This is a genomic window from Caenispirillum salinarum (genome assembly GCF_044803115.1).
GTDB classification, from domain to species: domain Bacteria; phylum Pseudomonadota; class Alphaproteobacteria; order Rhodospirillales; family Rhodospirillaceae; genus Caenispirillum; species Caenispirillum salinarum_A.
Map to the genome: position 1 here is coordinate 1,691,940 of NZ_CP085224.1, position 19,658 is coordinate 1,711,597.

Consider the following 19,658-nt stretch of genomic DNA (forward strand, 5'->3'; position numbering starts at 1 on the left):
GCGCAACACGGCAGCGCCGCTTCAGCCCCAGGGGGATGCCGACGCGCGGGCGCTATCCCCCGAAGCTCTGCACCAGCGATCCCACCAGAACGTACCAGCCGTCGACAAGCACGAAGAAGATCAGCTTGAACGGCAGGGCGAGCATCATGGGCGGCAGCATCATCATGCCCATGGACATCAGCACCGACGCCACCACCATGTCGATGACGATGAAGGGGACATAGAGCAGGAACCCGATTTCGAACGCGCGGCGCAGCTCGGAAATCATGAAGGCCGGCACCAGCACGCGCAGGGGCGTGGCCTCGGGCGTGGCGGGTTCCTCGACGCCCGCGATGTTGACCATCAGCTCCAGGTCGCGCTCGCGCACCTGACGCATCATGAAGTCGTGGAACGGTTTGGTGGCGCGGTCGAAGGCCTCGAACTCGTCGATCTGCTCGTTGACCATGGGCACCACCGCGGTGTCCCAGGCTTCCTCGAACGTCGGCTGCATGATGAAGAAGGTCAGGAACATCGCCAGGCTGACCAGCACCATATTGGGCGGCGTGGTGTTGGTGCCCATGGCGACGCGCAGGATGGAGAACACCACCACGATGCGCGTGAAGCTGGTGACCATCAGCAGGATCGATGGCGCGACCGTGATGACGGTGATCAGCAGCACAAGCTGCACGATGCGCTTGGTGGTCGAGCCGTTGTCGTCGCCCAGGTCCAGCGTCACCGACTGGGCCAGCGCCTCCTGAGGCAGGCCCATGAGCACCGCCGCCACCGCGCCGAACAGCGCGGCCACGAGGCCCAGGTGGAACAGGCGGCGGCGGGTCATCGGGAGGCGTCCTTGTCTTGGTCTTGCGTGTCCTGCGGCATGCCCTGCGGACCGGGCCCCGCGGGTAGTGCGTCCCCGGCGGTCTCGCCGGGCGGCGGCGCGGGCGGCATGATGCCGCGCTCCACCACCAGATCGTCGGACCCGCCGATGAGCAGCAGGTGCTCGCGGTCGTCGCGGCGCACCAGCACTAGGCGGCGCCTGGGGTCGACGGGGCGCACCTCCACCACCTCAAGCCGCCGGGCGGCGCGGCCGCGGCCCCGCAGGCTGGTGGAGGCGCCGGGCATCAGCCCGAAGCGGCGCGCCAGGGCGCCGGCCAGCAGCACGAGGCCGATGACCACCGACAGGGCGATGAAGAAGCGGAAGATCAGCTCGGGGTCCATGGCTCTCGCGGGTCGGCCGCCACGCGGGCGGGCATGGCGCGGAAGAATAGCGTCTGGCGCGGCGGGTGCAAGCACTGGTGGTGGGTCAGCCGCCGTCGTCGGGTCGATCGGAGCCGGCACCGGCGGCCGGCGGCGGCGGAGAAGGCGGCTGGTTGCGACCGTAGGCCGCGGCGGCGCGCGGCGCGGCGGCCCCGCCGGAGGTCGCGCCGCCCAGCCCGGCGGCGAAGTGGGTCTTCAGGTCGCCCTCCAGCGCATCCAGCGCGGCCAGCAGGGCGTCCAGCGTCGGCAGCAGGGTGCGGGCCTCCTCGCGCGGGAGCCCGGCGATGGCCCGGCAGGCGCCGGCCACCTTGCCCTCCAGCGCGCTCAGGTCGACTGTGCGGCCCTGCGCCGACAGCCGCGCGGCCGTGGCGACCACCGAGGCGGCCTTGTCCAGTTCCAGGCGGATGGAATCGAGGGACGGGGCGGGGGTATCGGTCACGAACGTGTCTCCGCGTCGGGAAACGAATCGGGCGGCAGGGGCAGCTCCTGGCCGTTGGCGCGGTAGACGTAGACCAGGATCTCGGCGACCGCGGCATAGGCCTCGGTCGGGATCTCCATGTCGACGTCCAGCGCGCCCAGGATCTGCACCAGGTCCGCGTCCTCGCGCACCCGCACGCCGTTGGCGAACGCCAGGTTGAGGATCTGCTCGGCCACCGATCCGGTGCCCGAGGCGACCACCTTGGGCACGGCGTCGGTGTCCGGGTTCCAGTCCAGGGCCACCGCCTGGGCCCGCTGGGGGCGGCGGCGGGCGCCGGGTGCGTGAGGGTCCTCGGCCATGGGCTCCGTCCGGCAGGAATGCGCGCCGGCGCAGAATGCCGCCGCCGGTTTTAAGAAAGAATGAAAGAATTTGCGCCATGATCGGGGCGTGGTGACGGTGCGCCGCCGCCCTCGGTGTGCGGTCTGATTTACCGTTCCTTAAAGGGGGTGGAGGCACTATGCTCCCATACCGGTGAAAAGCCGCCGAGGCCGAGGGGATATTCCATGGACCTGCGTAACCTGACGCTGTTCGACATGACCAAGACCAAGATGGACTGGCTCTCGCAGCGCCAGAAGATCCTGGCCCAGAACATCGCCAACGCCAACACGCCGGAATACAAGGCGCGCGACCTGAAGGACCTGGACTTCGGCCGCGAGATCGAGAAGGTCATGCGCCCCTCGGTGCCGACCGCCCGGACCCATCCGGCCCACCACACCGGCACCCTGCCCGAGCGCGGCCCCTTCCGGGACGAGACGCCCAAGACCTTCGAGGAAAGCATCGACGGCAACCGCGTCGTGCTCGAAGAACAGATGGAAAAGGTGGGCAGCAACAAGGGCCAGTACGAACTGGCGCTGAACCTGTTCAAGAAGAATGTCAGCATGCTCAAGACGGCGCTCGGCAAGCAGCGCTGAGCGGCGGCCGTCATAGCGGGATGATCCACGATGGATGACCTTTCCAAGACCTCCAGCATCGCGTCGGCCGGCATGAAGGCCCAGGCCAAGCGCCTGCGCGTGATCTCGGAGAACCTGGCCAACCAGAACACGCTGTCCAACCAGCCCGGCGGCGATCCGTACCGGCGCAAGCTGGTGCACTTCAAGGACGTCATGGACCGCGAGATGGACGCCGTGAAGCCGGTGGTCAAACGCGCCGAGTACGACATGAGCGCGTTCGGCCGGAAGTACGATCCCGCTCACCCGGCCGCCGACGAACAGGGCTACGTGCTGACCCCGAACGTCAACCCGCTCGTGGAACTGATGGACATGCGCGAGGCGCAGCGGTCCTACGAGGCGAACATGAACGTCCTTCAGGTGTCCAAGCAGATGCTCAGCCGCACGCGGGACCTGCTGCGCTGATCCGCCGCGATCGCGCGCGTCTTCCGCCCTTGTGCATGAACCAGTGAGTGCAGACCCATGGCCGTCAGCTTTTCCAACGCCATCAACGCCTACAACCAGGCCGCCAAGGCGGTCACCAATCCCGACGCCGCGCGGCCGGCGCAGGATTCGGGCGCCGGCGCCAGCTTCGCCAACATGGTGCGCGACAGCCTGCGCGAGGCCCGCGACCTGGGGACCGAGGCAGAGCACATGCAGATGAAGGCCATCAACGGCGAGGCCGACATCCGCGACGTGGTGCTGGCCGTCTCCAACGCCGAACTGGCGCTGGACACGGTGACCACCGTGCGCGACCGTGTCATGACCGCCTACCAGGAAATCCTCAAGATGCCGATCTGATCCGGCGGCCGCACAAGGCCGGCGGGTGGGTCCGGCATCGGGCCGGTTAAGCCTATGAATGAAGCCCTTATCATCGACATCGCGCGCGACGGCATCTGGGTGCTGGTCAAGATCGCCGGCCCCGTGCTGCTCGTCGGCTTGGCCGTCGGCGTGCTGATCTCGCTGATCCAGACGCTGACGCACATCCAGGAGATGACGCTGACCTTCGTGCCGAAGATTCTGCTGGTCTTCCTGTCGATCCTGTTCTTCCTGCCCTTCATGATCCACCAGATCGACGAGTTCTGGCTGCGCATGATGGACAACGTGGTCAGCATCCAGAATTAGCGCCGCGCCGCCGCGGGCCCGGCAGGGGCTTGCGGCGGTCCGGCGCAGGGAACCGGCCGCGCATGACCCTCGACGAATTCCTGGTCACCAACATCTTCGCCTTCATGCTGGTGTTCGCCCGGCTGGGGGCGATGTTCATGTTCCTGCCGGGGTTCTCGGCCACCTACGTCAACCGGAAGACGCGGCTGGCCATCGCGCTGCTGCTGACGCTGGTGGTGGCGCCGGTGGTGCTGCCCGTGCTGCCGGCCATGCCCGAGGGCACCGTGCAGATGCTGGTTCTTCTCGTGCACGAGGTGCTGATCGGCCTGTTCATAGGTCTGTTCGCCCAGTTCCTCATGGCGGCGCTGACGGTGGCGGGCACCTCCATAGGTCGCGACGCGGGCCTGATGAATGCGATGGTGTTCGACCCGGTCACCGAGTCCCAGGGCGCCATGGTGATCAGTTTTCTCACGCTGGTGGCGCTGGTGCTGCTGTTCGCGCTTGAGATCCACCACCTGATGATCCAGGCGCTAGTGTCCAGCTATGCCATGTTCACGCCGGGCGGCGACAGCTTCATTCTGGCCGACGTGGTGAACGTGCTGACGCAGGGCCTGGACGACGCCTTTCAGATCGGCCTGCAGATCGCCTCGCCGTTCCTGGTGTTCAACCTGACGTTCCAGGTCGGCATGGGCCTGCTCAGCCGCCTGTCGCCGCAGATGAACGTGTTCTTCATCGCGCTGCCGTTGCAGATCATGGTCGGGCTGGTGGTGCTGGCGGTGGCGCTGCCGGCCATGATGCTGGTGTTCATGCGGTTCTTCGAGACCCGCTTCGCGGCGTTTCTGCCGGGATTTGGGGGGTAGGCCCATGGCCGACGAAGACAAGGACTCCAAAACAGAAGAGCCGACGGAACGCCGGCTCGAAAAGGCCGCCGAGGAAGGCCAGATCGCCGTCTCGCAGGAAGTGCGCAACTTCTTCATGCTGGCCGGCGCGCTGATCATCGTGTGGCTGTTGGGCCCCTGGGTCATGGGCGGTCTGCGCGACACCATGAAGGGCTACATGGAGCACTTCGCTGTCATCGACCTGAGCCCGACGGGCGTGCGCCACCTGTTCGGCCAACTGATGCTGGACGTGGGCTTCTATCTGGCGGCGCCGCTGGCGCTGCTGCTGGTGCTGTCGGTCATCGGGACGACGTTCCAGGTGGGGCTGCGCTTCACGCCCAAGAAGCTTGAACCGAAGATCAGCGAACTCAGCGTGGTGAAGGGCTTCAAGCGCATCTTCTCGGCCAACTCGCTGATGGAGTTCCTGAAGTCCCTCTTCAAGATCGTCGTGGTGATGTTCGTCGCCACCATCGCCGTCATCCCGTTCATGCGCAGCCCGCCGCAGATGTCCGACGCGCCGCTGATTGTGACGCTCGACCACGCCCACGACATGATCGTGCTGTTGCTGGCCGCCGTGGTCATCGCCGTCCTGCTGTTGGCGGCGGCGGATTTCGCCTGGCAGGTCCACCAGCACAAGAACCAGCTCAAGATGTCCAAGCAGGAGCTGAAGGACGAGTTCAAGGACCAGGAGGGCGACCCCCAGGTCAAGAGCAAGATCCGCCAGCTTCGCGCCCAGCGCTCCAAACAGCGCATGATGGCCGCCGTGCCCGAGGCCAGCGTGGTGGTCACGAACCCGACCCACTTCGCCGTCGCGCTGAAGTACGAGATGGAAACCATGGGGGCGCCGACCGTGGTCGCCAAGGGCCAGGACCTGATCGCGCTCAAGATCCGCGAGATCGCCGACGAGAACGACGTGCCCATCGTCGAAAACCCGCCGCTGGCCCGGGCCTTGTACAAGGCGGTGGAAATCGACGACGAAATCCCGCAGGAACACTACAAGGCGGTGGCCGAGGTCATCGGCTACGTCATGAAGCTCAAGCAGAAGGACCCGCCCAAGCGTGCCCCTCTCCCTCCCCGTGCCCCTGATGGTCACCGCTGAGGCACTGGCCTGGCTGGCGGCGGGCGCCGCCCTGCCGCTGGCGGCGCTGGGCGTCGTGCTGGTCCGAAACCGGCTGCGGCGGCCCGAGGCCCGGCGGCGCCGTGCGGCCGAGGCGGCGCTGCTGGACGGCGAGGAGGTGCCGCGCCTGGTGATGCGGCGCGACGGCACGGTGCTGGCCGCCAATGCGCCGGCGCGCCGGCGATGGGCTGCGGAAACCCCGCTGGCCGAACTGTCCCGGCGTCTGCCGGCCGAGGACGAGGAGGCGGCGGAGGCGTTCTCCCGCCTGCGCGCGGCGGTGGAGGCCGGCGGGAACGAGGTGCTGGACGTGCCGCTGGCGGCCAACGGGGCCGCAGGCGTGGAGTGGCTGCGCGTGGCGGTTTCCCCGGCCGTCGCCGCGCTGCCCGGCGGCCACGGCGGGCTTCCGGCGGACGCGGTCTTGTGGCGGGCCGAGGACGTCACCGCCCGGCGCGCCATCGACGACGTGCTGCGCCGCGACCGCGACCATCTGTCGGACTTCCTGTATTTCCTGCCGGTGGGCGTCTACTCCGCCGACATCGACGGCCGCCTGCGCAGCGTCAACCAGCGCTTCGCCGAATGGCTGGGCTGGACACCATCGGAGTTGACGGGCGCCGCGCTTGCCGACCTGCTGCACGAGGGCGGCGGCCCGGAGTGGGACGGCACCTGGCGCGGCGTCGTCGCCTTCCGCGCCCGCGACGGTCGTCCGCTGCCGGCCTTCGTCGCGCAGGACCTGTACGACGACGGCGGCGAGACGCGCACGCGCACCGCCGTCCTTCGGCTGGACGACGTGGCGCCGCCGTCGCTCTCCGGCCCCGGCGGCATGGGAGAGCATGGCGAGGCGTCGTTCCGCCGGCTGTTCGAACGGGCGCCGACCGCGTTGGTCGTGCTGGACGAGACCGGGTGCGTGGAGGCCGTCAACGGTGCCTTCGCCCGGCTGGTGGGGCAGCCGCGCGGCGACCTGACAGACCGGCCGCTCGCCGACCTGCTGCTGGAGGACGACCGCGAGGCGCTTGAGGCCCTGCTCGCCCGCCTGGCGCTCGGCAGTGCCGGCGGCGGGGCGTCGGCGGCGCTCGACGTGCGCCTGGGCGATGACGCGGCGCGGGCGCGGGTGTGCTCGCTGGCCGTCGCGGCGCTCGGCGGGGAAGGCGAGGGCGTGACAGGCTTCCTGGTGCATGCCGTCGACGCCACCGAGCAGAAAAGCCTGGAGATGCAGTTCGCCCAGGCCCAGAAGATGCAGGCCATGGGCCAGCTTGCCGGCGGCGTGGCGCACGACTTCAACAACCTGCTGACGGCCATGATCGGCTTCTGCGACCTGCTCCTGCAGCGCCACGGGGCCGGCGATCCCAGTTTCGCCGACATCATGCAGATCAAGCAGAACGCCAACCGCGCCGCCAACCTGGTGCGCCAGCTTCTGGCCTTTTCGCGCCGCCAGCCGCTCATGCCCAAGCTGCTGAATGCCACCGACGCGCTGTCGGAACTGTCGCACCTTCTGCGCCGGCTGCTGGGCGAGCACGTGACGCTGTCCATCGTCCACGGGCGCGACCTGGGGCTGGTGCGCGTGGACCCGGGCCAGTTCGACCAGGTCATCATCAACCTGGCCGTCAACGCCCGCGACGCCATGCCGGGCGGCGGCGCCCTCACCATCCGCACCGGCGTCGTCCACATCACCGAAGCCCGCAAGAAGGGGGCAGAGGACATTCCGCCCGGCCGCTACGTGGAAATCGTGGTGTCGGATACCGGTACGGGCATCCCGCAGGACTACATCGGCCGCATCTTCGAGCCCTTCTTCTCCACCAAGGTGGGCGTGACGGGCGCCGGCACTGGGCTGGGCCTGTCCACGGTCTACGGCATCGTGCGCCAGACCGACGGCTACATCTTCGTCGACAGCGAGCCCGGCGCGGGCGCGACCTTCACCATCTGGCTGCCGCGCCACGACCCCGAGACGGGCCAGAACGAGGCGCCCATCACCCCGGCCGGCCCTGCCGACGCCGCGGAGGCGACGCTGGAGGCGGCGGAAGAGGACGGTTTCGTGCCGCCGCCGGACTTCGACTCGCTGGAAGACATCGACGACGCCGACCTGCCGGTCCCGACGGCGCCGCCCCCGCCGGTGCCGGTGGAAGAGGCTGTCCCGCCGGCGCCGGAGGAGGGCCCGGCGGCGCTGGGCGGGTCGGGCCGCATCCTGCTGGTGGAGGACGAGGATGCGGTGCGCGTCTTCGCCATCCGGGCGCTGCGCAACAAGGGGTACACGGTGCTGGAGGCCCGCACCGGCGAGGGCGCGCTCGACATCCTGCGCGACGAGCCCGACATCGACCTGCTGATCACCGACATGGTCATGCCCGGCATGGACGGCGCCACCCTGGCGCGGCTGGTGCGGGTGGAGCGGCCCGAGATCAAGGTGATCCTCATCTCCGGCTATTCCGAGGAAGTGGCGCGCGGCGACCTGGTGGATTCGCGCGACGTCCACTTCCTGCCCAAGCCCTTCAACCTGGCCCAGCTGGCGGGGCGGGTGAGGGAGGTTCTGAACGGCTAAGTGGTTGTCCTGAAGCCCCTTTTTCTGCCCGCGTCGGGTTGTTTTCGCATTTTGTTCTCTTTTCCCTTGCGGGGGTGAACAAACTGCGTACAGTGAAGCCCAGGAACGGCGTTGCACCGCCACGCACACCTGTGGGATAAGGGGGCTTCAGATGTCAGAGACCGCACTTCGCCTCGTCGAGAAGGATTCCATGGACAAGCAGAAAGCTCTGGACGCCGCCGTCAGCCAGATCGAACGGGCTTTCGGCAAGGGGTCGATCATGCGCTTGGGGCAGCGCGAGACGGTCATCGACGTCGAGGCCATCTCCACCGGCTCGCTGGGCCTGGATCTGGCGCTGGGCATCGGCGGCCTGCCCAAGGGCCGCATCATCGAGATCTACGGCCCCGAAAGCTCGGGCAAGACCACGCTCGCCCTGCACGTGGTGGCGGAAGCCCAGAAGAAGGGCGGTGCCTGCGCCTTCGTCGATGCCGAGCACGCGCTGGACCCGGTGTATGCCCGCAAGCTGGGCGTCAACCTGGACGAGCTGCTGATCTCCCAGCCCGACGCCGGCGAGCAGGCGCTGGAAATCGCCGACACGCTGGTGCGCTCGGGCGCCGTCGACGTGCTGGTCATCGACTCCGTCGCCGCGCTGGTGCCCCGCGCCGAGCTTGAGGGCGAGATGGGCGACAGTCACGTCGGCCTGCAGGCCCGCCTGATGAGCCAGGCGCTGCGCAAGCTGACCGGCTCGGTGTCGCGGTCGAAGACGATGGTGATCTTCATCAACCAGATCCGCATGAAGATCGGCGTCATGTTCGGCAATCCCGAGACCACCACGGGCGGCAACGCGCTGAAGTTCTACAGCTCGGTCCGTATGGAGATCCGCCGCATCGGCGCCATCAAGGACCGCGACGAGGTGGTGGGCAACCAGACCCGCGTGAAGGTGGTGAAGAACAAGGTGGCGCCGCCGTTCAAGCAGGTCGAGTTCGACATCATGTACGGCGAAGGCGTCTCCAAGACCGGCGAACTGCTGGACCTGGGTGTGAAGGCCGGCATTGTCGAGAAATCGGGCAGTTGGTTCTCCTACAACTCCACCCGCATCGGCCAGGGCCGCGAGAACGCCAAGAACTATCTGAAGGAAAACCCGGAGACGGCGGCCGAGATCGAAAAGGCGATCCGCACCAACGCCGGTCTTCTGGAGGACGAGATGCAGTCAGGCCCCGGCGGCCTCGACGAAAGCACGGACGCCGCGGCGACCGAGTAAGCAGACAGAAGTCGGGCCGGAGCGGCAAGCTGCTCCGGCCCGATTGGCAGTCTGGGTGAGGGCAGCGTGCCCGGCGAAGGCCTCCCGGCGCGTCTATTGCTCGATCACGCGGTCGCAGACATCGCCGCCGCAGCGTACGCCTTCGCGCGCACCCAGCAGGCGCCCCACAAGCGCGATCCCCGCCGCCACCCCTGCAAGCATGGTGCCGTAGGCGGGCAAGGCATGCGGCGACAGCGCCGGCAGGGCGTGCATGAGGATGGCGTCATTGCCACCGGGCACCACCGCGATGCCCACGCCCATGAGGATGCCGCCGCCCAGGTGGCGCAGCCAGGCGGCAGAGGGCCGGGTCCGCCAGCGGAAGCTGCCGCGCGCCACGGCGGAGGCCGTAACGCCGGCCATCAGCGCCACCAGCAGTCCGGCGCGCACAGTGTCCGGCGGGTGACTCGCGGCGGCGGTCAGCCAGTCCGTGGCGTCCACCACCAATCCCGTGTAGGCCCAGGCACCGACGACGGCGCAGAGCAGCGCGTTGGCGGCGCCGATCAGCAGGGCCGCCACGGACAGGCGCATGCGGTCGGACAGCAGGTGTTCCCGCGCCGTCAGACCGCGCCGCCGCGTGCGGAACAACCTCCGTGCCTCCCACGCCGCCCACGCGAGTGCCGCGGCCCAGAGGGCGACGGTCCAGGGCGCGCGGTCGGCCAACGGGCTGGCGCCGGTCGGCGGCTCGGGCGGTGCAGGGGCCAGGGCGGCAAGGGCCGCGCCAAGGCCGAGCCCCGCCAGGGTCAGCCCGTATCCGGCATCGCCGCTGCCGAGTCGGGTCAGGGTGGAGATGGCGCACCCGTTGTTGACCGCCGCCCCCGCGCCGAAAAGAATGCCACCCAGCAGCGTGCCCAGCGTCGGCCAGACGATGGACAGGGGCGCCACGGCCGGCGCCAGCCAGACCATGGGCGTGGCGATCACCAGCACCCAGGCGGCGCTCTTGAAGAAGCTGGCCAGCATGTGAGCGCGGCGGGTGGTGGTGATCTCGCTCACCGCGCGGACGGTGCAAAGTCCGGCGCGGTGGGCGGAAAAGCCGAGCCCCGCCGCCAGCATCGCCAGGGCCGGATAGAGGAGCCATGCCGGTATCGTCATGCGGCCAGTATGCCGCGCCCGCGCGCCCGATGCAGTTCACCCCTCGGTGAGCGGGCACCGAGGGGTGGGACTGGAGCAACCGCAAGACGGCGCGGCGGGGTTCAGGTCAGCGGCAGTCCCTTGCGGCGGGCGTATTCGTCACCGAGCTTCTGCACCGTCTCGTGCGGCAGTTTCTCCTTCGCCTGGTTCCACAGGGCGCGTTCCTCGTGGTTGGCGTGCCAGCGGAAGTTGGCGTGCAGGCGCTGCGCGGCTTCCATGAATTCGCTGCTTTCCGGCGACAGTCCGTCCATGGAGGCGAGGATGCCGCGCGCCTCGTCGAGCGCCTCCATATCGTCGTCGATCTCGGCATCCAGCCCGGTGGCGCGGCGGGCGGCGGGATAGAACTCCTGCTCCTCGAAGTTCTGCAGGGTGTCGAACGTCTGCTTGACGTCGCGGAAGTGCTTCACCCGGCGCGCCGTGTCGCCGTTGGTGTGCTCCAGGATCTGCTCGATCCCGGCGAGGATGAAGGCGTGGTCGCGGCGCATCAGTTCATAGACGTCCTGGCTCATATACGGCCTCCGTGCATTGGGCATTGGCTTGGCCGTGAAACGGATGGCGCCCCGCCTTTGGTTCCCGCCGATCGCGTACGCCGCTTGAGCCCGCGGCGGCGGCGTCCCATATCCCTTGATCCGCCGTGCGCGGGGCCGTGCTGGACTTGGCCGGGTCTCCGTATTAGAAAGCCGGAACGGCTTCGCCCGCGCGAGGCACTTGGATTCCCTCAGGCAACCGCCGGAGGCCCGCACGATCAGGGGCCGGGCGGCATTGGTGACGACGAATGCAGACCGCGAAAGACATCCGCAAGACCTTCCTCGACTTCTTCGCCGCCAATGGGCACGAGATCGTGCCCTCGAGCCCGCTCGTGCCGCGCAACGACCCGACGTTGATGTTCACCAACGCCGGCATGGTGCAGTTCAAGAACGTCTTCACGGGGCAGGAGCAGCGGCCGTATTCCCGCGCCACGACCTCGCAGAAGTGCGTGCGCGCCGGCGGCAAGCACAACGACCTGGACAACGTCGGCTACACTGCCCGCCACCACACCTTCTTCGAGATGCTGGGCAACTTCTCCTTCGGTGACTACTTCAAGGACGAGGCCATCAAGCTGGCCTGGGACCTGATCACCAAGGAATACGGCCTGCCCGCCGACAAGCTGCTGGTCACCGTGCATTCCTCCGACGAGGACGCGGCCACGCTGTGGCGCAAGATCGCCGGCCTGCCGGACGAGAAGATCATCCGCATCCCGACGTCCGACAATTTCTGGATGATGGGCGACACCGGCCCCTGCGGTCCGTGCTCGGAAATCTTCTACGACCACGGTCCGTCCATCCCCGGCGGCCCCCCGGGCAGCCCGGACGAGGACGGCGACCGCTTCATCGAGATCTGGAACCTCGTGTTCATGCAGTTCGAGCAGCTCTCGGCCAACGAGCGCGTCGACCTGCCCAAGCCCTCCATCGACACCGGCATGGGGCTGGAGCGCCTGGCGGCCGTGCTGCAGGGCAAGCACGACAACTACGACATCGACCTGATGCGCAACCTGATCGACGCGACGGCCAAGGCCGCCGGCACCGATCCGGAAGGGGCGCACAAGGTCAGCCACCGCGTCATCGCCGACCACCTGCGCTCGGCCTGCTTCCTCATTGCCGACGGCGTGCTGCCGTCCAACGAGGGGCGCGGCTACGTGCTGCGACGCATCATGCGCCGCGCCATGCGCCATGCCCACATGATGGGCTGCGACGACCCGCTGCTGTATAAGCTGGTGCCGTCGCTGCAGGGCGAGATGTCCGACGCCTTCCCTGAACTGGACCGCGCCGGGGCGCTCATCACCGAGACTCTGAAGCTGGAGGAAAGCCGCTTCAAGTCCATGCTCGACCGCGGCCTGAAGCTGCTGGAGGACGAGGCCGCCGGCCTCGCCAAGGGCGGCACCCTGTCGGGCGACGTGGCCTTCAAGCTCTACGACACCTACGGCTTCCCACTGGACCTGACGCAGGACGCCCTGCGCGCGCGCGGCATCGCGGTGGACACGGAAGGCTTCAACGCCGCCATGGAGCGTCAGCGCGCCGAGGCCCGCAAGGCGTGGTCCGGCTCGGGCGAGGCGGTGACGGAGAAGGTCTGGTTCGAACTGCGCGAGAAGGTCGGCGCCACCGAGTTCCTGGGCTACTCCGCCGAACAGGCCGAGGGCCAGGTGACCGCGCTGGTCGTCGGCGGCGAACCGACGGACACGGCGAAGAAGGGCGACGAGGTCTCCCTAATCGCCAACCAAAGCCCCTTCTACGGCGAGAGCGGCGGCCAGATCGGCGACACCGGCGTCATCACGGTGGCCGGCAAGGGCCGCGTGCGCGTCACCGACGCCCAGAAGAAGCTGGGCGACATGACCGTCCACATCGGCACGGTGGAAGACGGCGAGGTGGCTGTCGGCGACCTGGCGTCGTTTGCCGTGGACGTCACCCGCCGCGACGCCATCCGCGCCAACCACTCAGCCACCCACCTGCTGCACGCGGCGCTGCGCCGCACGCTGGGCGACCATGTGACGCAGAAGGGCTCGCTGGTCGCGCCCGAGCGTCTGCGCTTCGACATCAGCCATCCCAAGGCACTGTCGGCCGACGAAATCCGCGAGATCGAGGACGAGGTCAACGCCGCCATCCGCGCCAACGCGCCGGTGACCACCCGCCTCATGGACCCGGAAAGCGCCATCGAGGCCGGCGCCATGGCGCTGTTCGGCGAGAAGTACGGCGATGAGGTGCGGGTCGTCTCCATGGGCGGCGACGCCGAGTGCGATACCCACTTCTCCACCGAACTGTGCGGCGGCACCCACGTCAAGCGCACGGGCGACATCGGCTTCCTGAAAATCATCGGCGAGGGCGCGGTCGGCTCGGGCCTGCGCCGCATCGAGGCCGTGACCGGCGTCGGGGCGCTGGACTACGTGCGCCAGCACGACATGATCCTGGCCGGCGCGGCGGAAGCCCTGCGCGCCTCGCCGAGCGACCTGACTAACCGCATCAACGCGCTGGTCGAGGACCGCAAGCGCCTGGAGCGCGAGGTCGCCGACCTGCGCAAGAAGATCGCCATGGGCGGCACGGGCGGCGGCGCCTCGGCGGGTCCGGCCATCAAGGAAGTGGGCGGCATTCCGTTCTCGGGCCGGGTGCTTCAGGACGTGCCCGCCAAGGAGCTGAAGGGCATGGTCGACGAGATGAAGACCCAGCTGGGCTCCGCCGTCGTCGCGCTGGTGGCGGTGACCGAGGGCAAGGCGTCGCTGGTTGTCGGCGTGACCGACGACCTGAAGGGCAAGGTATCGGCCGTGGACCTGGTGCGCGCCGGCTCGGCCGCCGTCGGCGGCAAGGGCGGCGGCGGCCGTCCGGACATGGCCCAGGCGGGCGGCCCGGACGGCGACAAGGCCGAGGCCGCCCTGGCCGCCATCGAGGCGGCGCTGGGCGAGACGGTGGCCGCCTGATCGGCAGAGGCGCGGGTCGAATCGCCGTCGGCTGTCGACGACCGACGCGGGGCGTCCCTGGAGGGGGCGCCCCGTTTTCGTGGCCGGGTGTGCGGCAATGTTAAACGCGGCGCGGCCGGACCGTTTAACATTTCATCATATGTCCAAATCGTCCTTGTATACACGCCCATGCGTGCCATTCTGCCGACGCGCATTCGCCGGTCGAGCCGCCGAAATCCGGGGAGGCTTTACCGCCGCGAAGATCAAAAGGGGCCGTGCTCCCGGCGGATGCTGCATTGCGGAATCATGACGCCGGCTGCCGCGCCGCCTCAAGGACCCCGCCGGAAAAATCCACAACATCAGAGGCTTGGGTTTGTTCCGCGGGTTTTTGTGCAGCGCACAAAAAATCCCTTTGACATTTCTCCCAGGCTGACTATCTTAGGGTCATGTTGCAACGCAGCACGGGGCGCGAGGGTGTGCGTCCCAGCGCAAGCGAAAGGGTCGCACGGCCCGACACCCAGTGAACGTGACGACCTCGCACCGCGCTGATAGCGACCACAGAACTCGGGAGACACTCTCATGCAGAAGAACTTTGAAACCCTGATGCAGTTCAACAAGGACAGCCTGGACGCTTTCGTGAAGTCCGGCACCACCCTGGCGAACGGCTTCGAGCAGATCGCCAAGGAAAGCTTCGGCTTCGCCGGCCGCTCCTTCGAGAGCGCCATCGAGGCCAGCCAGGCCTTCGCGACCTGCAAGACCCCGGCCGAGATGGTCCAGCTGCAGACCAAGCTGGCCAAGGAAAACTGGGAGAACATGGTCTCCGAGACCACCAAGCTGTCCGAACTGTCGGCCACCGTGGTGAAGTCGGCTGTCGAGCCGATCTCGGCCCGCTACAAGACCGCTTTCGACGCCGCCACCAAGGCCGCCGCGTAAAGCGCGCGACCGGCCGGGACAACGTGCGGAGACGGGGGCCTCCTTCGCACGTCGCCCGGCAGGCGACCGAATGACGGAACCGGCGTCACCCTGTTTGGGGGTGGCGCCGGTTTTCTTTTGCGCGCTCACGATGCCACGGAATGCCCCCAAACCGTCACGAATGGCGCGTTGCAAGTCCGTGGCGGTCATGGCACAAAACGTCAATTCTTGCCGGCCCGCTCATGCAACCGCTTCCGCAATGCGTCCAAGCGGTTACACTGGGGGCAGCCGGCGCGCGCGGGGCGGGTGTTTTCCGTCAACCCCGGGTGCGGCTGGATCGTTCTTCCACGGTTATTTTTTCGGCAATGCAATAGGTGTTTTCCGCCATGGTGCGACCCGTCAAGAAAGCCGTGTTTCCCGTTGCGGGCCTCGGCACCCGCTTCCTCCCCGCCACCAAGCTCGTGCCCAAGGAAATGCTGCCGGTCGTCGACCGGCCGCTGATCCAATACGCCATGGACGAGTGCCGCGAGGCGGGGATCGAGCATTTCATCTTCGTCACCGGCCGTGGCAAGTCCTCCATCATGGCGCACTTCGACCATGTGCCCGAGCTTGAGGACCTGCTGCGGGAGAAGAACAAGACCAGCGAGTTGGACGCCCTGCTGTCGTCCATGCCGCCCGCCGGCACCGTCTATGCCACGCGCCAGCAGGCGCCGCTCGGCCTGGGTCACGCCGTGCTTTGCGCGCGGGCTTTCGTGGGCGACGAGCCGTTCGCCGTGGTGCTGCCCGATGACATGGTGCTGGCCGACGACAAGCCCTGCATCGGCCAGTTGATCGAGGCGCAGGCGCGCGTCGGCGGCAATGTGGTCGCCGTGGAGGAAGTGCCCGCCGACCAGACCAACAAGTACGGCATCCTGGACGTCGACTTCGACGACGGCAAGCTGGCCCGCGCCAGCGGGCTGGTTGAGAAGCCCAAGCCGGCCGACGCGCCGTCGCGGCTGGCGATCATCGGCCGCTACGTGCTGGACCCGCGCGTGTTCGACGCGCTGGAGACGCAGGGTGCGGGGTCGGGCGGCGAAATCCAGCTCACCGACGCCATGAACGCCACCATCGGCAAGATGCCGTTCCACGGCCTGCGGTTCGACGGCACGCGCTACGACTGCGGCGACAAGGTCGGGTTCCTGAAGGCGAACATCGCCTACGCGCTGAACCGCGCGGATATGGGCAGCCAGGTGGCCGACGTGCTGAAGTCGTTCTGCGCCGACCTCGAGGCGGGCAAGGCCGCGCCGGCGTCGGGCGGCGGCACGGGGGCCGGCGGTGAAGAGCCGGTGGCCGTGCCGGCCGAGCCCAAGAAGTAATCATACTCCCGGCGGCGGCCGCGTTTCCGGCCGCCGCCCAGTCCGGTCAGGAAGGAAGGATCGCGATGCGCATTGCCATGATCGGCACCGGCTACGTCGGCCTGGTGTCGGGTGCCTGTTTCTCCGAATTCGGCGTCACCGTCACCTGCGTCGACAAGGACGAGAGCAAGATCGAACGGCTCAAGCGCGGCGAGATTCCCATCTATGAACCGGGCCTGGACAAGCTGGTGGCGTCCAACGTCGCCGCCGGCCGCCTTGAGTTCACCACCGAACTGGCCGAAGCCGTGACGGGCGCCGACGCGGTGTTCATCGCCGTCGGCACGCCCTCGCGCCGCGGCGACGGCCATGCCGACCTGTCCTACGTCTACGGGGCGGCGGAAGAGATCGCGCGCGCCATGGACGGCTACACCGTGGTGGTCACCAAGTCGACGGTTCCCGTCGGCACGGGCCGCGAGGTGGAGAAGATCATCCGGGCCACCCGCCCGGATGCCGAGTTCGACGTCGTCTCCAACCCCGAGTTCCTGCGCGAAGGGTCGGCCATCAACGACTTCATGCGGCCCGACCGCGTGGTGATCGGCGCCGAGACCGACCGTGCGCGCGAGGTGATGCGCGGCCTGTACCGGGTGCTGTACCTGATCGAGACGCCGATCCTGTTCACCAACCTGGAAACGTCGGAGATGATCAAGTACGCCGCCAACACCTTCCTGGCGGCCAAGATCACCTTCATCAACGAGATCGCCGACCTGTGCGAGAAGGCCGGCGCCGACGTCCATGACGTGGCCAAGGGCATCGGGCTGGACAACCGCATCGGGCGCAAGTTCCTGCACCCCGGTCCGGGCTACGGCGGATCGTGCTTCCCCAAGGACACGCTGGCGCTGGTGCGCACCGCGCGTGACCTGGACAGCCCGCTGCGCATCATCGAGACGGTGGTCGACATCAACGCCAAGCGCAAGAAGGCCATGGCCGAGCGCATCATCGCCGCCGCCGCCGGCAGCCTGGCGGGCAAGACCGTCGCCGTCCTGGGTCTGGCCTTCAAGCCCAATACCGACGACATGCGCGATGCCCCGGCGCTGGACATTCTTCCCGCCCTTCTGGAGGCCGGCGCGGAGGTGCGCGCCTTCGACCCCGAGAGCATGGATGAGGCGAAAAAGCTGCTGGACGGCATCACCTACTGCGACAACGCCTACGACACCATGGAAGGGGCCGACGTGCTGGCGATCCTGACCGAGTGGAACGAGTTCCGCTCGCTGGACCTTGAGCGCGTGAAGCGCCTGATGGCCGCGCCGGTGATGGTCGACCTGCGCAACATCTACGAGCCCGAGATGATGGCCGAAGCCGGCTTCACCTATTCCTCCGTCGGCCGCCCCTGGCCCTACGGCCGCAAGGTCGAGGCCTGATCCTGCCTGCCGGGGCCGCGTCCCGCGGCCCCTTTTCGCGCGTTGAACGAACGGGCGGCAGGCTGTCTGCCGCCGCGTCACCCGTCATCCACCCCGACCGTGGAGGATGTTCCATGTCCGTCAAGACCGTCGCCACCACGCCCTTCGATGGCCAGAAGCCCGGCACTTCGGGCCTGCGCAAGAAGGTGTCCGTCTTCCGGCAGCCGAATTACCTGGAGAACTTCGTCCAGTCCATTTTCGACAGCCTGGAGGGGTTTGCGGGCAAGACGCTGGTGGTCGGCGGCGACGGCCGGTTCTACAACCGCACCGCCGTGCAGACCATCCTGAAGATGGCCGCCGCCAACGGCTTCGGCCGGGTCAAGGTGGGGCAGGGGGGCATCCTGTCCACGCCCGCGGTGTCCTGCGTCATCCGCGAACACGGGGCCTTTGGCGGCATCGTCCTGTCGGCCAGCCACAATCCGGGCGGTCCGGACGAGGACTTCGGCATCAAGTACAATGTCTCTGCCGGCGGACCGGCGCCCGAGAAGGTGACCAACGCCATCCACGCCCGCACGCAGCAGATCACCGAGTACCGCATCCTGGACGCCGACGACCTGGACCTTGATGCGCGCGGCGAGCAGCGCCTGGGCGACATGGTGGTGGAGGTCATCGACCCGGTGGCCGACTACGCCGCGCTGATGGAAAAGCTGTTCGACTTTAACGCCATTCGCGCGATGGTCCAGAACGGCTTCCGCATGCGGTTCGACGCCATGCACGCCGTCACCGGCCCCTATGCCCGCGAAATCCTGGAGAACCGCCTCGGCGCGCCGGCGGGCACCGTGATGAACGGCGAGCCGCTGGAGGATTTCGGCGGCGGGCACCCCGACCCCAACCTGGTCCACGCCAAGGAACTGGTAGAGATCATGTACGGCGCCGACGCGCCGGACCTGGGCGCGGCGTCCGACGGGGACGGCGACCGAAACATGATCCTGGGGCCGCACACCTACGTCACGCCCTCCGACAGCCTGGCGATCCTGACCGCCAACGCGCATCTGGCACCCGGCTATGCCAAGGGCGTGGCGGGTGTGGCGCGCTCCATGCCCACCAGCCGCGCGGCCGACCGGGTGGCCGAGAAGATGGGCATCGCCGCCTACGAGACGCCGACGGGCTGGAAGTTCTTCGGCAACCTGCTGGACGCCGGCAAGGTGACGCTGTGCGGCGAGGAGAGCTTCGGCACGGGCTCCGACCATGTGCGGGAGAAGGACGGCCTGTGGGCGGTGCTGTTGTGGCTGAATGTGCTGGCCGTGCGGAAGGAAGGCGTGGCCGACATCCTGCGCGCCCACTGGGCGGAATACGGCCGCACGTTCTATTCCCGCCACGACTACGAGGGCCTGGAGAGCACGGCGGCGGAAGACCTGATGAACACCCTGCGCGGCAAGCTCGCCGGCCTCGCGGGCGCCACGCTGGGCGGGCGCACCGTCGCGCTGGCCGATGATTTCGCCTACACCGACCCGGTGGACGGTTCGGTCGCGGAGAAGCAGGGCATCCGCATCGGGTTCGAGGACGGCGCGCGCATCGTCTACCGCCTGTCGGGCACCGGCACCGCCGGCGCCACCTTGCGCGTCTACATCGAGCGGTACGAGCCTGATGCGGCGAAGCACGAGGGTGACACGCAGGAGGCCCTGGCCGACCTGATCGCCTTGTCCAAGGAAATCGCTGACATTCCCGGCAAGGTCGGCCGCGACGCGCCCACCGTCATCACCTGACCCCAGGCCGTTGCCCGGCCCGAGTCGAACCGACTCGCCAAACACCCCGTCGGTCGCCGACGGGGGTGTTTTTCATGCGACTCGGCTTAATCCGGCGCGTCGGAGCCGATCGCCGGATGGCGTGCGACCAAGGCTCTACGACAACCCAT

Annotated in this window: 19 protein-coding genes; 13 read left to right on the forward strand and 6 right to left on the reverse strand. The window is 68.3% G+C overall.

All coding sequences use genetic code 11. The features are described 5' to 3' along the window. Window positions 1-52 precede the first annotated feature (52 nt). From fliP to LG334_RS07625, 4 genes are all read right to left on the reverse strand, one after another. Window positions 53-817, reverse strand: coding sequence for a flagellar type III secretion system pore protein FliP (fliP, locus tag LG334_RS07610; protein WP_404384853.1), 765 nt, complete (start codon window positions 815-817; stop codon window positions 53-55). Next, on the reverse strand, window positions 814-1,197 hold the full coding sequence (locus tag LG334_RS07615) for a flagellar biosynthetic protein FliO (protein ID WP_404384855.1): 384 nt from the start codon (window positions 1,195-1,197) through the stop codon (window positions 814-816). Before LG334_RS07615 ends, fliP begins: the two co-directional genes overlap by 4 nt. Window positions 1,198-1,282: 85 nt before the next feature. Continuing rightward, entirely contained in the window at window positions 1,283-1,675 is a 393-nt protein-coding gene (locus LG334_RS07620) for a hypothetical protein (RefSeq protein ID WP_404384857.1), read from the reverse strand. Further along, window positions 1,672-2,013: an EscU/YscU/HrcU family type III secretion system export apparatus switch protein gene (locus LG334_RS07625; RefSeq protein WP_404384859.1), complete on the reverse strand. Its 342-nt coding sequence runs from the start codon at window positions 2,011-2,013 to the stop codon at window positions 1,672-1,674. Before LG334_RS07625 ends, LG334_RS07620 begins: the two co-directional genes overlap by 4 nt. 204 nt (window positions 2,014-2,217) lie before the next feature. Here LG334_RS07625 and flgB point away from each other — a divergent pair, with 204 nt between their 5' ends. From flgB to recA, 8 genes are all read left to right on the forward strand, one after another. Continuing rightward, window positions 2,218-2,625: a flagellar basal body rod protein FlgB gene (gene flgB, locus LG334_RS07630; RefSeq protein ID WP_404384861.1), complete on the forward strand. Its 408-nt coding sequence runs from the start codon at window positions 2,218-2,220 to the stop codon at window positions 2,623-2,625. A 30-nt stretch (window positions 2,626-2,655) separates the two neighbouring features. Continuing rightward, entirely contained in the window at window positions 2,656-3,066 is a 411-nt protein-coding gene (gene flgC / locus LG334_RS07635; RefSeq protein WP_009542585.1) for a flagellar basal body rod protein FlgC, read from the forward strand. 57 nt (window positions 3,067-3,123) lie between these two features. Further along, on the forward strand, window positions 3,124-3,441 hold the full coding sequence (locus LG334_RS07640; RefSeq protein ID WP_404384863.1) for a flagellar hook-basal body complex protein FliE: 318 nt from the start codon (window positions 3,124-3,126) through the stop codon (window positions 3,439-3,441). A gap of 54 nt (window positions 3,442-3,495) precedes the next feature. Beyond that, window positions 3,496-3,765: a flagellar biosynthesis protein FliQ gene (fliQ, locus tag LG334_RS07645; protein ID WP_404384865.1), complete on the forward strand. Its 270-nt coding sequence runs from the start codon at window positions 3,496-3,498 to the stop codon at window positions 3,763-3,765. A 62-nt stretch (window positions 3,766-3,827) separates the two neighbouring features. After that, a complete protein-coding gene (gene fliR, locus LG334_RS07650) occupies window positions 3,828-4,604 on the forward strand; it encodes a flagellar biosynthetic protein FliR (RefSeq protein WP_404384867.1) in 777 nt (258 codons plus the stop codon). A 4-nt stretch (window positions 4,605-4,608) separates the two neighbouring features. Continuing rightward, window positions 4,609-5,721, forward strand: coding sequence for a flagellar biosynthesis protein FlhB (flhB, locus tag LG334_RS07655; protein ID WP_404384869.1), 1,113 nt, complete (start codon window positions 4,609-4,611; stop codon window positions 5,719-5,721). Then, a complete protein-coding gene (locus LG334_RS07660) occupies window positions 5,708-8,269 on the forward strand; it encodes an ATP-binding protein (RefSeq protein WP_404386325.1) in 2,562 nt (853 codons plus the stop codon). The genes flhB and LG334_RS07660 overlap by 14 nt, the downstream gene beginning before the upstream one ends. Window positions 8,270-8,420: 151 nt before the next feature. Further along, window positions 8,421-9,509: a recombinase RecA gene (gene recA / locus LG334_RS07665; protein ID WP_404384871.1), complete on the forward strand. Its 1,089-nt coding sequence runs from the start codon at window positions 8,421-8,423 to the stop codon at window positions 9,507-9,509. 93 nt (window positions 9,510-9,602) lie between these two features. Here recA and LG334_RS07670 read toward each other — a convergent pair whose 3' ends face one another. Both LG334_RS07670 and LG334_RS07675 read right to left on the reverse strand, forming a co-directional pair. Next, a complete protein-coding gene (locus LG334_RS07670; RefSeq protein WP_404384873.1) occupies window positions 9,603-10,637 on the reverse strand; it encodes a YeeE/YedE thiosulfate transporter family protein in 1,035 nt (344 codons plus the stop codon). Window positions 10,638-10,738: 101 nt separating this feature from the next. Beyond that, window positions 10,739-11,185 carry a hypothetical protein gene (locus LG334_RS07675; protein ID WP_404384875.1) on the reverse strand — a complete coding sequence of 149 codons (447 nt, stop codon included), beginning with the start codon at window positions 11,183-11,185 and terminating at the stop codon, window positions 10,739-10,741. 266 nt (window positions 11,186-11,451) lie between these two features. On the opposite strand from LG334_RS07675, the gene alaS reads away from it, so the two are divergent. The 5 genes from alaS (at window position 11,452) to LG334_RS07700 (ending at window position 19,509) form a co-directional block, all read left to right on the forward strand. Beyond that, window positions 11,452-14,121 (forward strand): alanine--tRNA ligase, encoded by a 2,670-nt coding sequence (alaS, locus tag LG334_RS07680; protein ID WP_404384877.1) that lies wholly within the window; start codon window positions 11,452-11,454, stop codon window positions 14,119-14,121. A 558-nt stretch (window positions 14,122-14,679) separates the two neighbouring features. Further along, complete coding sequence (locus LG334_RS07685) at window positions 14,680-15,033, forward strand: phasin family protein (RefSeq protein WP_404384879.1); 354 nt, start codon at window positions 14,680-14,682, stop codon at window positions 15,031-15,033. A gap of 365 nt (window positions 15,034-15,398) precedes the next feature. Further along, entirely contained in the window at window positions 15,399-16,367 is a 969-nt protein-coding gene (locus LG334_RS07690) for a UTP--glucose-1-phosphate uridylyltransferase (RefSeq protein WP_404384881.1), read from the forward strand. 65 nt (window positions 16,368-16,432) lie between these two features. Beyond that, window positions 16,433-17,764, forward strand: a complete 1,332-nt coding sequence (locus LG334_RS07695) for a UDP-glucose dehydrogenase family protein (protein ID WP_404384883.1) — start codon at window positions 16,433-16,435, stop codon at window positions 17,762-17,764. A 113-nt stretch (window positions 17,765-17,877) separates the two neighbouring features. Next, on the forward strand, window positions 17,878-19,509 hold the full coding sequence (locus tag LG334_RS07700; protein ID WP_404384885.1) for an alpha-D-glucose phosphate-specific phosphoglucomutase: 1,632 nt from the start codon (window positions 17,878-17,880) through the stop codon (window positions 19,507-19,509). The last annotated feature ends 149 nt before the right edge of the window (window positions 19,510-19,658 follow it).

Coding starts and splice junctions, on each gene's coding strand:
- fliP (WP_404384853.1), bottom strand. CDS start 817: ATGACCCGCCGCCGCCTGTTCCACCTGGGCCTCGTGGCCGCGCTGTTC.
- LG334_RS07615 (WP_404384855.1), bottom strand. CDS start 1,197: ATGGACCCCGAGCTGATCTTCCGCTTCTTCATCGCCCTGTCGGTGGTC.
- LG334_RS07625 (WP_404384859.1), bottom strand. CDS start 2,013: ATGGCCGAGGACCCTCACGCACCCGGCGCCCGCCGCCGCCCCCAGCGG.
- flgB (WP_404384861.1), top strand. CDS start 2,218: ATGGACCTGCGTAACCTGACGCTGTTCGACATGACCAAGACCAAGATG.
- flgC (WP_009542585.1), top strand. CDS start 2,656: ATGGATGACCTTTCCAAGACCTCCAGCATCGCGTCGGCCGGCATGAAG.
- LG334_RS07640 (WP_404384863.1), top strand. CDS start 3,124: ATGGCCGTCAGCTTTTCCAACGCCATCAACGCCTACAACCAGGCCGCC.
- fliQ (WP_404384865.1), top strand. CDS start 3,496: ATGAATGAAGCCCTTATCATCGACATCGCGCGCGACGGCATCTGGGTG.
- fliR (WP_404384867.1), top strand. CDS start 3,828: ATGACCCTCGACGAATTCCTGGTCACCAACATCTTCGCCTTCATGCTG.
- flhB (WP_404384869.1), top strand. CDS start 4,609: ATGGCCGACGAAGACAAGGACTCCAAAACAGAAGAGCCGACGGAACGC.
- LG334_RS07660 (WP_404386325.1), top strand. CDS start 5,708: ATGGTCACCGCTGAGGCACTGGCCTGGCTGGCGGCGGGCGCCGCCCTG.
- recA (WP_404384871.1), top strand. CDS start 8,421: ATGTCAGAGACCGCACTTCGCCTCGTCGAGAAGGATTCCATGGACAAG.
- LG334_RS07670 (WP_404384873.1), bottom strand. CDS start 10,637: ATGACGATACCGGCATGGCTCCTCTATCCGGCCCTGGCGATGCTGGCG.
- LG334_RS07675 (WP_404384875.1), bottom strand. CDS start 11,185: ATGAGCCAGGACGTCTATGAACTGATGCGCCGCGACCACGCCTTCATC.
- alaS (WP_404384877.1), top strand. CDS start 11,452: ATGCAGACCGCGAAAGACATCCGCAAGACCTTCCTCGACTTCTTCGCC.
- LG334_RS07685 (WP_404384879.1), top strand. CDS start 14,680: ATGCAGAAGAACTTTGAAACCCTGATGCAGTTCAACAAGGACAGCCTG.
- LG334_RS07690 (WP_404384881.1), top strand. CDS start 15,399: ATGGTGCGACCCGTCAAGAAAGCCGTGTTTCCCGTTGCGGGCCTCGGC.
- LG334_RS07695 (WP_404384883.1), top strand. CDS start 16,433: ATGCGCATTGCCATGATCGGCACCGGCTACGTCGGCCTGGTGTCGGGT.
- LG334_RS07700 (WP_404384885.1), top strand. CDS start 17,878: ATGTCCGTCAAGACCGTCGCCACCACGCCCTTCGATGGCCAGAAGCCC.